The sequence below is a fragment of the Flavobacterium sp. EDS genome, from assembly GCF_020991525.1.
Classification (GTDB): domain Bacteria; phylum Bacteroidota; class Bacteroidia; order Flavobacteriales; family Flavobacteriaceae; genus Flavobacterium.
Genome location: NZ_JAJMOZ010000004.1, coordinates 127462 through 141250, shown reverse-complemented (window position 1 = coordinate 141250; position 13789 = coordinate 127462). Strand labels below are relative to the sequence as shown.

The 13789-nt window shown below is 32.6% G+C and carries 9 protein-coding genes and 2 tRNA genes; 4 read left to right on the top strand and 7 right to left on the bottom strand.

The genetic code is table 11. The features are described 5' to 3' along the window. Positions 1-34 precede the first annotated feature (34 nt). The 7 genes from hflX to LPB87_RS07810 form a co-directional block, all read right to left on the bottom strand. Positions 35-1267, bottom strand: a complete 1233-nt coding sequence (gene hflX, locus LPB87_RS07840; RefSeq protein ID WP_129540196.1) for a GTPase HflX — start codon at positions 1265-1267, stop codon at positions 35-37. Between the two features lie 107 nt (positions 1268-1374). Further along, complete coding sequence (locus LPB87_RS07835) at positions 1375-2235, bottom strand: hypothetical protein (RefSeq protein ID WP_230605555.1); 861 nt, start codon at positions 2233-2235, stop codon at positions 1375-1377. A 170-nt stretch (positions 2236-2405) separates the two neighbouring features. Continuing rightward, on the bottom strand, positions 2406-3767 hold the full coding sequence (locus LPB87_RS07830) for a DUF5689 domain-containing protein (RefSeq protein WP_230605553.1): 1362 nt from the start codon (positions 3765-3767) through the stop codon (positions 2406-2408). A 20-nt stretch (positions 3768-3787) separates the two neighbouring features. Further along, positions 3788-6625 (bottom strand): carboxypeptidase-like regulatory domain-containing protein, encoded by a 2838-nt coding sequence (locus LPB87_RS07825; protein ID WP_230605551.1) that lies wholly within the window; start codon positions 6623-6625, stop codon positions 3788-3790. A 282-nt stretch (positions 6626-6907) separates the two neighbouring features. Beyond that, on the bottom strand, positions 6908-8131 hold the full coding sequence (locus LPB87_RS07820; RefSeq protein ID WP_230605549.1) for an MFS transporter: 1224 nt from the start codon (positions 8129-8131) through the stop codon (positions 6908-6910). Between the two features lie 356 nt (positions 8132-8487). Further along, the gene (locus LPB87_RS07815; RefSeq protein ID WP_230605547.1) at positions 8488-9528 is read right to left on the bottom strand and encodes a Gfo/Idh/MocA family oxidoreductase; all 1041 of its coding nucleotides are present in this window, start codon (positions 9526-9528) and stop codon (positions 8488-8490) included. A gap of 677 nt (positions 9529-10205) precedes the next feature. Beyond that, complete coding sequence (locus tag LPB87_RS07810; RefSeq protein ID WP_230605546.1) at positions 10206-11273, bottom strand: NADH:flavin oxidoreductase/NADH oxidase; 1068 nt, start codon at positions 11271-11273, stop codon at positions 10206-10208. Between the two features lie 198 nt (positions 11274-11471). Here LPB87_RS07810 and rseP point away from each other — a divergent pair, with 198 nt between their 5' ends. From rseP to LPB87_RS07790, 4 genes are all read left to right on the top strand, one after another. Continuing rightward, positions 11472-12815 (top strand): RIP metalloprotease RseP, encoded by a 1344-nt coding sequence (gene rseP / locus LPB87_RS07805; RefSeq protein WP_230605544.1) that lies wholly within the window; start codon positions 11472-11474, stop codon positions 12813-12815. Between the two features lie 83 nt (positions 12816-12898). Continuing rightward, positions 12899-12972: transfer RNA gene (locus LPB87_RS07800), tRNA-Asn, on the top strand. Between the two features lie 39 nt (positions 12973-13011). Next, a tRNA-Asn gene (locus LPB87_RS07795) sits at positions 13012-13085 on the top strand. Between the two features lie 69 nt (positions 13086-13154). Further along, positions 13155-13439: a GIY-YIG nuclease family protein gene (locus LPB87_RS07790; protein WP_230605536.1), complete on the top strand. Its 285-nt coding sequence runs from the start codon at positions 13155-13157 to the stop codon at positions 13437-13439. Positions 13440-13789: the final 350 nt, after the last annotated feature.

Genomic DNA, 13789 nt, shown 5'->3' with positions numbered 1-13789 from the left:
ACAAAAAAAGCGCTTGCAATTGCAAGCGCTTTTTTTATTCTTCATCTTCCTTTTCGATTGCATCCTTATAATCAGGATACAAAAATTTATTATACGGAAACCTAGTAATATGAATTTGTCTAACAGACTCATACACTCGCTCTCTAAATTCTTCGAAATTTTCTTTGTTTGTTGCCGAGATAAACAAAGCATTTTGCTCTCCTAAACGATGCATCCAAGTCGTTTTCCACTCTTCAATCGTGTAATGTCTTGGTGTTTTTTCGGTAATCAAATCATCCTCATCAATAGTTAAATGCTTATAAGCATCTATCTTATTAAAAACCATAATAACTGGTTTGTCATGAGCCTTAATATCTAACAAAGTTTGATTAACAGATTCAATATGATCTTCAAAATCTGGATGTGAAATATCTACAATATGTAATAACAAATCAGCTTCACGAACCTCATCTAATGTACTCTTGAATGAATCTACCAATTGAGTTGGCAGTTTACGAATAAAACCAACTGTATCAGAAAGCAAGAACGGTAAGTTTTTAATCACTACTTTTCGAACTGTTGTATCTAATGTAGCAAACAATTTATTCTCTACAAAAACATCGCTTTTTCCAATAGCATTCATTAATGTTGATTTTCCAACATTTGTGTACCCTACTAAAGCCACACGAACCATTGCGCCACGATTACTACGTTGCACACCCATTTGCTTATCGATAGTTTTTATTTTTTCTTTCAACAATGCAATTCGATCACGAACGATACGTCTGTCTGTCTCGATTTCTGTTTCTCCAGGTCCACGCATTCCGATACCCCCTTTTTGACGCTCAAGGTGAGTCCACATACCAGAAAGTCTAGGTAGTAAATACTGACATTGCGCCAATTCAACTTGGGTTCTTGCATAAGAAGTTTCAGCTCTTTGAGCAAAAATATCTAGAATTAAGTGTGTTCTATCAAGGATTTTACAATCTATAATTTTAGAGATATTCTTTTGTTGCGAAGGAGACAATTCATCATCAAAGATCAAAGTCGAAACACCATGCTCTTTTACAAAAAGATTGATTTCGTCAATTTTACCAGTTCCAACAAAAGTTTTAGGATTCGGACGTTCCATTTTTTGCGTGAAACGTTTTATAACTTCACCGCCAGCAGTATAAGTCAAAAACTCTAACTCGTCCAGATATTCATTTAACTTTTCTTCACTTTGATTTTGAGTTACAATCCCAACAATGGCTGTTTTCTCAAAATTTAGTACTTCTTTTTCTAACATAACTTTAAATAAGCTACAAATTTAGTGATTTGCAAGGTACTAAAGCCTATTGATGCATTTTTTTAAATACAAAAACAAAGACTTCAATTGGTAATAAGTAATAATTCCTATTCGTAAATATATGTTTTATCAATTTTTACAATTCCATTTTGCTCTAAAAAAGAAGATGAAATTGGATAATTCAATACATTATACTTATATTTTCCTGATACTCCTGTGTAATTTGTTGTAGAAGGAGCAAATGCCAATTCATTATTATAAGAAATGGATTCAAAGCTAAATTCATCTTCATGAAAAGAGATTAACGGTACAATAACTTTATAATTTGGACCAAATAAATTTTGTACAATCAATAAATCAACTGATTTTTTATCATCAAAAGTAAAACTATTAATCATTTTTTCACCCAGAACTCCTTTGTGACGTACTACATTATCATTAGAATATACATATTCAATTTTATTAAAAATCTGTTGATTTCTATCTCTGGAAGAACGTCTTATAACAAGTCCATTTTCAACTACATATTCAATATCCTCAAGTATGGTATGAATATTGCTTTTTTTGGTTATTACTTTAATTCTTGCTCCTTCATAACTCATCGTTACTGTCTTAGTTACAGTCTCGCCGTTTTCATCGTACTTTTTCATGAACTTAGTAATCCTATCATCTTTGTCGTAACTATATTTTACAACTTCTTTCCAGTTACTACCTATTCTCTCTTTTACTGTCATATCCAAAAGCCCTTTCAAATTGTAAAAAAAACTATGTACAACATCTGATGTTTTTATGGTTAGAAGCTTACCGTCTTGGAACAAAACCGTTTTATTCTCAATTTCACCACTTTTTGAATCGCGGTAATTTGTCTTAACGACATTTATTTGTTTTAACTTAATTTGCTGATCTTGACTGTGGATCAAACATGAAAAAGCCATCATAAAAATGGCAATGAAGTAATTTTTCATCATGGTATTTATATCGATTTGGGATGACCAAAATACAAAAAACATAGAAAAAATACTGTTTTCACAACCAAAAAACGAAACCTTATTATAGATTTTAAAAACAAGCTATCTAATATTAACTGAACACTAGATACTTATGTTTATTTATAAATATGCAACTCCACATACAACCTTTACTTATCTCCTACAATTACAACATCATCTACCATAAAAGCGCCGTTAAGTATCTTATCCTTTCCTGATCCAACATACTTAAAAGCAATATGAATATTTCCTGAATAGGAGGACAAATCAATACGGTCCGAACTTATAAATTGACGAACAGGAGTAGATAATGTAGGAAGTATTGCTTCTAACTTAATCCATTCAGCATTAGCGACATTAAAACCATCAAAATTAGTTGACACATAAACTTCTAAAGAATTCAATGGAGAATCAACTTTTAAATCATGTTGCGCGCTTCTAAATGACAATACTGCATTTTTATAATCATCTATATTTATCTTTGGTGAGACCAACCATGCAACGATTTCAGCTGCTGTGGTACCTGTTGTGTTAAATTCAGCATAACCATTGCCTGCAAAAACGGTACTTTTCCATAATTTAGTTCCTTTCTCAACTATATTACTCCAACCTGGCAGGCTAAAGTTTACATTATTCTGTACCATTTGAAAGTCTTCTGAAAAAAACGGAACAGAACGTTTTCCTTCCATCGATATATCTTTCTCAGATCGTATCATAATTTGATAGTCTGAACCGTATTTTGTCAAAATTCCTCTCACTGTTCCGCTCCCTTTTGGCACTAACTTACTTGCAAAATTAGCGTATCTACTCGTTCTAAAAATAACTTGATTCCCTGCTTTATCTCTTAAATTCCAATTGGTTGCACCGCCAATATTATTACTTTCTTCAAAATAATGACGCCCCATAGCTGCATCTGAAAATTGAACATTACTTAATTCAACTAAAGTATTAATATTATTATCATTCAATAATTCTGAGATCGAAAGCGAACGAATCAGCTTACTCTCATCAATAACTTCGCAAGAAGCATTGAGTACATTTTTATAATCATTTTGGTCAATTCTTCCAACTGAAGTATTTCCATAGGCATTAACATACAAGCTCCCTATTCGTAAACTTCCATAATTTATATCAGTAAATTGATTTTTTAATTTAATAAATACCTTTCTTCCAACTCTATAATTTATATATGTATTTGTTGCATCAACACCAATACTAAATCCTTGAGTAACGACATTTTTAGCAGGAAGTGTTTGAATAGATATTGTTTTAAAAAAATTACCCGATTCATCACTAGAAATCACATAGCCTTCCATGATATCATCGTACAAATATTTAGCAGCAACAGGATTTGTATTATTACGAACCTCAACAACTGATGTGTTTATAGCTAAATTCGGTTGGTTGCACATAAGTTCTGGAATAGACGTTTCATCTTCCACGCAACTTAAAAAAACAAGAGATATTAGAGATATTATAGAAAATACTAAAGGGCTGTATCTATTTTTCATAGTAAACACTTTTTTAAAATTCATAGATTAATTGCTAAGTTCCCAAAATAAGATCTCCCGTATCCATAAAAATATTTTGGACCAAACGAAGGCGTACCGCTTGATTGTTGCTGGTCTAATCGGCGAAAATTTGCATTTCTTGCCTGCTCAAAACCTCCTGTTTTATATGTTTTGTTCAATGCATTATTAATACTCACAAACAGGGATATGTATTTTCGGCGGACACGCCATGATTTCCCTCCTGTAATATTTAATAACCTAATCGGATCAAATTTTTCTTGTTTCAATACTATTTTTGCTCTTTCTGGCGAGGCTTCTGGAAAAGAAAAACCACTCTTGGGATTAATATAAAACTGTGCTGTTCTAGAAATTGGAGAAACATCTATATAAGAGTTTGCTAGATAATTTATATTAGTTCCGAGCCACCAATACTTAGGATTACGATATTCAACTGCTAATGAATAAGCTTGCTGGGGCATTCCAGGCTGTTTATAATTCTTCAATGTTGCATTTCCAAAATTAAAGACGGGATTGCTGTTTTCTAAAGATACTCTTGCATTATCTACAACAACAACATTAGGATTGCTATCATAAGTATATTGACCGTAGGCTACAGACAAAATAGTTTTAAAAGTCGGTAAGATTTGATGTTCAAAACTCAGCTCGACTCCAATATTTTTTTTATTCAGATGAGTTAATGTTTGACTTACAAATGCATTTGTGTTATCGAAACCAGCCCCATTATCAAAAATTCCTTCAGCATAAAAAAAGGAAGTTTGTGTTGCATTTTTTATCAAAGAATAATATCCTGTAAGTCGTGCTTTTATCTTAGGCGAATGGAAAATATAATTCCCTTCAATACTGCTAATATTCACACTTTCTATTCCATCTACAATGCTATTATTAAGTCGTGCATTAGGAAACGTATTTCTAATTGTAGGTGCTTGAGTTAAATAAGCTCCATTAATAAACAACCATTGTTTTCCTGATATTTTATAAGTCAAACCTCCTTTGAAAGCAAAATTTTCGAAATTTACTTTCTTACTTTTCCCGAAAGAATTAGTAGCATAAATTCCATTTTGATATAAACCCTCTCTTTGATAAGTCGAACTAGAGAAAGCTTGAGCAAGATAAAAATCGACTTTACGATAAGTGAATTTAAATTGCGTAAAAAAATCAATTGTATTGGCTAGATAATTATAATTATATCTGTATGAATCTCCAACTCCAACCCTCCTATTGGGATTCTTTAAATCCGATTGTGACTGGTCACCTTTATAAAACAAATCGACATCTTCAAAATACAAACCCCCTAATAAATCCGTAAGCAATTGGTAATTATGTGATTTTAAATTTCTGAATGCTATTCCACCATTAAAGAAAATATTTTCTGTTAATTGGGAATTCACATTAGAATTAAAAGATATTGTTTTATCATCAGTTCTGCCTTCATACAAAATATAGCTACTTTGTGCTGGCACATAACCAGTAACACTTTTGATTGAATTTGTTGTTAGCATTTGATTTGCTCGATATAATTCATTCCAATTTATTTGTGAATTTGTAATAAATAGGATTTCATTTTTTTTAGCATTTTGATAATCTGGAATAAAACTGCCTGGGTATTCTCCTTGATCTTTTGCATAAACAGAAGTATAATAACTTGGTAATTTACGGTAATGTGTTGGATCTGGACTATTTACATTTTGATAATCTATATTACTATTACTTACTTTCCCAAACTGATATGTTATACTTGAATTTAGAGTTGTTTTATCATCAATTCTAAAAAAATGGTTCAACATTAAAACGGGTTCTTCCACTCTTTTAATTCTGGCATTTTTTTTCTTTCCGCCTTGCCAGCCCCAATAGGAATTATATCGCTTACTTGTAAGCTGAGTTACTTCATCTGTATTTGGTGAATTTTTCCCTCTAGAATTTGGAGTATAAAAGCCTGTAAAATTAAAAGAATGTTGAGTGTTTAATTTCTTTTCGATACTCATAAAAAAAGAATCTGCATCGTAATTTGTTCCTTCAAAGAAACCTTCATTGGCCTTACGTTTTCCTGCCGAAACGACATAAGCCCATCCCGAAGACATTAAACCTGTAGCATAAGTAGCCATTACTCGAAAACTATAATTTGTATTACTACTCGAAAATGTAATTCGAGAACTTGGCCTATAGATTGAAGCTCGTACATTAATTTGTTGTGTTCCAAGAATCCCTCCGAAAGTATAATCTGAGGTTGCAACTCCAACTGAGAATTCCTGATTCCGTGTAGCATCATTTAAACCTCCCCAATTTCCCCATTGTGGTCTACCATCGTACATTTTATTCATTGTGACTCCATTGATAGTCATCGTAGCATGTTGACTATCCAACCCGCGCATTCTAAAACGTGCTTGACCCCAATTAAAAGCTGATGCCTGTATAAAAGCATCACGTGAAGATTGTAAAAGTCCTGAAGTATTTTCGGAACTAGAATTGTCATCATTTAAGTCGTTTTCCGACAAAGAAATCATGAACGCTTCTGATCCGATTTGATTATCCTCCTCTAAAACTAAAACACCTAGATCTATCATTTCTCCAGAAACAACTTTTATTGGAAATAATAAATCTTTATATCCCTGACTATGCAACAATAGCAATTGATTTCCTTCTGATTGCAAAACCAACTTAAATGTACCATCACTCTCCGTCAATTTCATAACTACAGAATTTTGAATACTAACCACAACATGTTGAAGTGGTTTTTGTGTTTTCATATCAACTACCTTTCCAAAGAAACCAGTTTCGTTCTGCGCAATAACAGTCATTAATTGGAAAATCAATAAAATTACAGTTATACACTTTTTCATACACATTCTATTTAACTATCTCAGATTCTTTAATTAGTAAAGTCAAAGGATTAAAGTTTTGATTGTGGAATAATTTGAGATGATAAACCTTCAGCTTATAACAACAATCAAGAAATGTTTTGGAAAAGTGGTATCTAAATACTTACAAAAAAATAAGAATTTTACTATATTTTGTAAGCGCCAAATATAAGCAAGAAAAACAATATATATTATTTTTCTTGCAAAATTTTAAATTAAAAACAAAAAATAGTATTAGAAGTACGTTTTAAAAAGTATGTTTCTCTATTCTATAGCTTTTATTCTAGAAACCATAAAAGCGATGAAGAAACCGAAAACACCAATAAATGCAAAAGAAAATCGAAGACCAAAAACTTCGGCAATGTAACCAATAACAGGTGGGCCCATTAAAAACCCAAGAAAACTTACACTCGAAACTATCGTTAAAGCTTCTCCAGCAGGAACTGTTGGATTTTTCCCTGCTACACTATACAATGTTGGCACGACTGTAGAAACACCAAGTCCAACAAACATAAAGGCAATCGTACATGGAATTATATACGGAAATAACACTGAGGTAAAAAGTCCGACTGATATAACTAATCCGCTAATTTGTAGCACTTTCTTTCTTCCAAATTTAAGAATCAGTCCGTCACCAAGAAAACGACCACTTGCCATCATTATCATAAACGAAGTATATCCTAAAATTACCAACGCTCCAGGAGCTTTTACAACATCTTTAAAGTAAACACCACTCCAATCAAACATAACTCCTTCGCTCGCCATGCAACAAAATCCAATTACTCCCAACCAAATAAGTGAACTGTCGGGTTTTGTAAAGAGTTTCTTTTTCTTCTCTTCTACTTTTACTTTATTTTTTTCTTTCGCTTTAATCAAAAATTTATAATTAAAAGCGATCATAACCAATACAATTCCTGCTACAATTACAAAATGATAATATGGTGTAAATTTTAAAGCAAGCATTCCTAATCCGACTAAAGCTCCTGAAAAACCAGCAAAACTCCACATACCGTGAAAAGAAGACATTATTGTTTTCTTAAAAAGCACCTCTGTATATACTCCCTGAGTATTTACAGCAATATTGGCTAAGTTCCCGAATATTCCAAATACAAACAATGCAAGTGATAATTGCCATGACGCAGTAGCTAAACCTAGATTGGTTAAACTAAAAGCATAAAATAATAATGAAAGAATAAGAATTCTATGACTTCCGAATTTAGTTACTAGCTTACCTGAAAAAGGCATAACAACCAATTGACCTAATGGTAATGCAAACAAAATAGATCCTAATTGTCCTTCGCTTAGACTTAAAGCCGTTTTAATATCTGGAATTCGGCTTGCCCAAGTAGCAAAACACAAACCCATTGCAAAATAAAACATACCTACCGCAAAGCGAATTCGATTTAGATACGATGCTTTTACATTTTTATACGTTTTTTTAAATTTTGCTTTGGTCTTAAATCTGCCAAGGAAGTTTAAATCTATCAAAATGAATTATTTAGGGTTTGATTGGGCAAAATTACAAAATTCATTCTTTTGATTAATTTAACTCAACCTGTTAAAATGATTTATAACGTTATTGTTTATAAATTAAGTGAAACGCAAATTTTTTAAAACAGTCCCAATCGTGAAGCTCCGGACAATCTTCTTAAGTCAAAGATATGTCTGCAATACTTTCCTAAATAAGTCTCTCGCCAAGTCGCTAAGAAAACGTACATAACTTAGTGACTTGGCGACTTGACGAGAAAATTTATTAGTAAAAAAGCTTAACTTGAATGACATTGAACTTAGGAACGGAAGAAAAATTCGTTTAATTCACGTTCCATCCGAAAAGAGTTAAATAACTACAAATCAATCACTTTATTTTGGGCATTACTCGCAATAGTAGCTTCTATGATTGTCATGGTTTTAACGCCATCATCGGCAGTAACAGGTTCTACTGTATTTGCTGTAATCGATTGGTAAACTCCATCAAAAAAATCATAATAATTACCCTGAAAAGTTGGAATTTTTTCTTTGACGATTTCACCCTCAATTTCAGTATGCAAAAGTCCTTTTAGCGCTTCGGACTCTGTTCCCCAACAGGCTAAATTTGGTATTTTACTTAGTTTTAAATCATCTTCCTGAACATCTCCACGAGGTTTTAAGAATGACCCTTTTTTACCATGTACAACATAAGCCGGATTCGCTTCTCGTACAAAGAAACTCGCTTTTAATCGAACTCTAAAATCATCATAGTACAATAGTAAATCGATATAATCATCTACCAATGAGTTTTCACGTGTAGTCCTGATATCAGCAAAAACTGATTTTGGGAATCCAAACAAATGCAAAGCCTGATCTATTAAATGTGGTCCTAAATCTTTTAAAATTCCTGCTCCCGAATTAGCAGTTTCTTTATGTGTTTTAATACTCAACGACGGATTATAACGATCAAAATGAAATTCAGCTTCGACTATATCTCCCAAAACACCATCTTTAACAACTTTTTGAACCGTTTTAAAATCACTATCCCATCTTCTGTTCTGAAAAACTGCTAATTTTAATCCTTTTGCTTTAGCTAAATCAGCCAATTCCTGAGCCTGAGCAACAGTAGTTGTAAATGCTTTTTCGACTATAGCATGTTTACCAGCTTCTAATACCTTTTTGGCATATTCGTAATGGGTTTCAACAGGCGTATTTACAATAACCAAATCGATGTCGTCTGCAAGAACATCTTCGATAGTTGGATAGCTTTTAACTGTTGGGTAATCTTCCTGTATAAGTTTTTTGCTTCTTTCCCAAGAACCCACAAGTTCAAATCTTGGATGAATAGCGATAAATGGTGCGTGAAAAACTTTTCCCGACATTCCGTATGATAATAGTGCTGTTTTTATTTTTTGCATTTTATGTTATTTTTTTTTCACAGATTAAGTTTTCTTCTAACCATTAAGATATTAAGAAAAATTAAGTTCTTAATAAAAAAAGATTAAAAGAATTTTTCAAACCAAGTAGGAGATTAATTAAGATGCACTCTTAATGAAACTTAATCTCTTAATGATTCAAATTAAAAACATTATGTTTTATTTTCTCTAACCATTAAGAGATGAAGAAATTTAAGTTCCCCTTATTAATGAAACTCCGTTAATATTTATTTTTTCACCAAAGATTAAATAGATTGAAGAAAATTGAGTTCAAAGCTTAATGAAACTTAATCTCTTAATGGTTCAAACTAAAAACATTATGTTTTATTTTCTCTAACCATTAAGAGATGAAGAAATCTAAGTTTCCCTTATTAATGAAACTTAGTTGATATTTATTTTTTCACCACAGATTGAATAGATTGAAGAAAATTGAGTTCAAAGTTTAATGAAACTTAATCTCTTAATGATTCAAACTAAAAACATTATGTTTTATTTTCTCTAACCATTAAGAGATGAAGAAATTGTAAGTTCCCCTTATTAATAAAACTCCGTTAATATTTATTTTTTCACCAAAGATTAAATAGATTGAAGAAAATTGAGTTCAAAGCTTAATGAAACTTAATCTCTTAATGGTTCAAACTAAAAACATTAATGTTTCATCAAATTTTAGCTCTTTCATATTGTTTTGGCCATTGAATATCGGCGTTTAACTCCGATGCAAAATGCAATGCCAAGTTAGGATCACGAAGTGATTCTCTTGCAAACAATATTAAATCTGCCTGACCTGAACTTAAGATAGCTTCCGCTTGTCTGGCTTCAGTAATTAAACCAACAGCTCCTGTTAAAATCCCAGTTTCTTTTTTGATCCTTTCAGCAAAAGGCACTTGGTAATTTGGTCCAATTATAATTTTTTGGTGAGAAACCAATCCTCCTGAAGAAACATCAATAACATCAATCCCTTTAGATTTTAAAATTTCCGAAAGCTGTACTGACTCTTCAATACTCCAACCTCCTTCTGCCCAATCGGTTGCCGAAATACGAACAAACAAAGGTAAATCAGCAGGCCATTCTGATTGTACTGCATCTACAATTTCGAGGGTAAGACGAATTCTATTTTCAAAACTTCCACCATATTCATCGGTTCTAAAATTAGACAATGGCGACATAAACTGATGCAACAAATACCCATGCGCTCCATGAATTTCAAGAACCTGATATCCTGCAGTAACAGCTCTCTTGGTAGTTGCTTTAAAATCAGCGATTACTTTTTCGATTCCCGCTTTGTCCAAAGCTATCGGTGCCGTTTCAGTATCATGATAACCAATAGCACTTGGTGCAACGGTTTGCCATCCGCCTTGAGCGATATCTAATTTTTTATTCCCCTCCCAAGGTGCCGAAACACTTGCTTTACGTCCTGCATGAGCAATCTGGATTCCAGGAACTGCATTTTGAGAAACAATAAACTTATTGATTGTTTGTAATTTTTCTATTTGTTCGTCTTTCCACAATCCTAAATCTGCAGTTGAGATTCTTGCTTCGGGTGAAACTGCAGTTGCTTCCTGAATTATCAATCCCGAACCGCCACTGGCGCGAGCACCCAAATGTACCAGATGCCAATCGTTGGCAAAACCATCAACAGCAGAGTATTGACACATTGGTGAAATAACAATTCTGTTTTTTAAAGTAATTTTTTTTATAGAAAGTGGAGAAAATAATACTGATGCCATACGATGTAACTTTTAATGGTTTTACACTACTAATACTTTAGAGAGTGTTCAAAAAGTAAAGTTACTGCATCTTGACAAAACAGGAAATTTAAATGTTTATTAATTAACAAACATTTAAAACCTTATAACTTATATTGCACTACGAATTAAAATAGAAAACGTTACTTTTGTGCGTTATTTAAGAACAAAAACTAAACAATGGATATAGTTATCAAGCTTTCTCAATTTTTATTGAGTTTATCATTACTTATTATTCTTCACGAATTAGGGCATTTTATCCCTGCAAAATTATTTAAAACCAGAGTCGAAAAGTTCTATTTATTTTTTGACGTAAAATTTTCTCTTCTAAAAAAGAAAATTGGCGAAACTGAATACGGAATCGGATGGTTACCTCTAGGTGGTTATGTAAAAATCTCTGGAATGATCGACGAAAGTATGGATAAGGAACAGATGGCTTTACCGCCACAACCTTGGGAGTTCCGTTCTAAACCAGCTTGGCAACGTTTAATTATTATGCTAGGTGGAGTTACTGTAAACTTTATTCTTGCGTTTATTATTTATATAGGAATGGCTTTTGCTTATGGCGAAACTTATGTTGCCAATGCCGACATAAAAGATGGTCTTTCGATTGAAAATCCAGTTATGATTAAAGCTGGTTTTAAAACGGGTGATAAAATTCTTGCTATAGATGGTAAAAAAGTAGCCAATTTTGACAGTCAGATAAACATGGATTTAGTGATGTCTAAGCAAGTTCTTATTGAAAGAAATGGCGTTGAGCAAACTATCAACATGCCAAATGACCTTGTTGACCAATTATCAAAACATGAAAAAAGTCCGCTTGTTTCTATAAGAATGCCATTTGTAATTGGAAATATTGCTACGGAGTCTCCAAACAAAGAATTACAGCCGAAAGATTTGGTTATTTCTCTTAACGGACAAAAAGTAAAATATTATGACGAAGTAAAAGCAATACTAGAAAACAATAAAGGAAAAACGGTTCCTGCCGTGGTTTTAAGAAACCAAAAAGAGACTCCTGTTACTGCTATTGTTACAAAAGAAGGAAAACTTGGTGTAAATGTGGGTACTCTAGGAATGGATTCGTTAGAAAAATTAGGTTACTATAAAGTAAGTACTAAAGAATTTGGTTTCTTTGAATCGATTCCCGTTGGAATTGAAAAAGGGAAAGATCAATTAGTAGGTTACGGAAAACAACTAAAAATGATTTTTAATCCAGAAACCAAAGCATACAAACAAGTAGGTGGTTTTGCTGCTATTTACAATATTTTTCCAAGTTCTTGGAGCTGGGAAGTGTTCTGGTCTATTACTGCACTTTTATCAATAATGCTTGGAGTTATGAATTTATTGCCAATTCCTGCACTTGATGGTGGTCATGTGATGTTTTTATTATACGAAATCATTAGTGGCAAAAAACCGAGCGATAAATTCCTAGAAAATGCGCAAATGGTTGGCTTTGTCTTACTTATCTCATTGCTTTTGTTTGCTAACGGTAACGACATTTACAAAGCAATTGTTGGGAAGTAAAAAAAATAAATAAAAAGTGCGAAAAAATTTTTTAGAAAGGAAAAAACCTTCTATATTTGCACTCGCTAAAAAGAACAACAACTTCCTCCTTAGCTCAGTTGGTTAGAGCATCTGACTGTTAATCAGAGGGTCCTTGGTTCGAGCCCAAGAGGGGGAGCAACTTTTTTTTAGCAAACATATTTACCTTTAAGGTGATTCCTTCTTAGCTCAGTTGGTTAGAGCATCTGACTGTTAATCAGAGGGTCCTTGGTTCGAGCCCAAGAGAGGGAGCTTCAAAATACCACTTACAAATTGTAAGTGGTATTTTTTTTTGTACCTTATTCAGCCAATCTATTCTTTATGCACTTTGTTTACATTATTTACTCTCCAAGCAAAGAAACCTACTATATTGGAGAAACTTCAGATATTCAAATTAGAATACAATGGCACAACTCTGGTCAGTTTAAAAATTCACATACCAAAATTGCAAATGATTGGATATTGTTTTATTCTATTGTATGCATTAACATTGAACAAGCTAGAAAAATTGAAAAACACATAAAAAGCATGAAAAGCAAAACATACCTTCTTAATTTAAAAAAATATCCTGAAATTACAGAAAAGCTATTATTGAAATACTCTTAATCAGAGGGACCTTGTTCCGATAGCTATCGGAACGAGCCCAAGAGAGGGAGCAAAAAAGACTATCAGAAATGATGGTCTTTTTTTTTGGTTACATCACACCTATTCTTTAAACGCAAAGGAAAGCGCAAGGATTTACGCAAAGTTCGCAAAGCTTGATCATCGATGAGCTTTGCGAACTTTGCTTTTTCTAACTTTGCGGGCTTTGCGGTTAAAAAGGATCAAGTGCAAAAGTTAGGGATCAAGCAAAAATATTAGATAATCTGAATAAGAAGAAATCCACTTTTCGTACTCCTCTAAATTGACTTCTAAAGACCTTTACTTTAGCGTTAAAAGATTCAACTGAAGCATTA

Excerpts from the sequence above, each read along its gene's own strand:
- LPB87_RS07815 (WP_230605547.1), bottom strand. The coding sequence starts at position 9,528 with ATGCAAAAAATAAAAACAGCACTATTATCATACGGAATGTCGGGAAAA.
- LPB87_RS07835 (WP_230605555.1), bottom strand. The coding sequence starts at position 2,235 with ATGATGAAAAATTACTTCATTGCCATTTTTATGATGGCTTTTTCATGT.
- hflX (WP_129540196.1), bottom strand. The coding sequence starts at position 1,267 with ATGTTAGAAAAAGAAGTACTAAATTTTGAGAAAACAGCCATTGTTGGG.
- rseP (WP_230605544.1), top strand. The coding sequence starts at position 11,472 with ATGGATATAGTTATCAAGCTTTCTCAATTTTTATTGAGTTTATCATTA.
- LPB87_RS07825 (WP_230605551.1), bottom strand. The coding sequence starts at position 6,625 with ATGAAAAAGTGTATAACTGTAATTTTATTGATTTTCCAATTAATGACT.
- LPB87_RS07790 (WP_230605536.1), top strand. The coding sequence starts at position 13,155 with ATGCACTTTGTTTACATTATTTACTCTCCAAGCAAAGAAACCTACTAT.
- LPB87_RS07830 (WP_230605553.1), bottom strand. The coding sequence starts at position 3,767 with ATGAAAAATAGATACAGCCCTTTAGTATTTTCTATAATATCTCTAATA.
- LPB87_RS07810 (WP_230605546.1), bottom strand. The coding sequence starts at position 11,273 with ATGGCATCAGTATTATTTTCTCCACTTTCTATAAAAAAAATTACTTTA.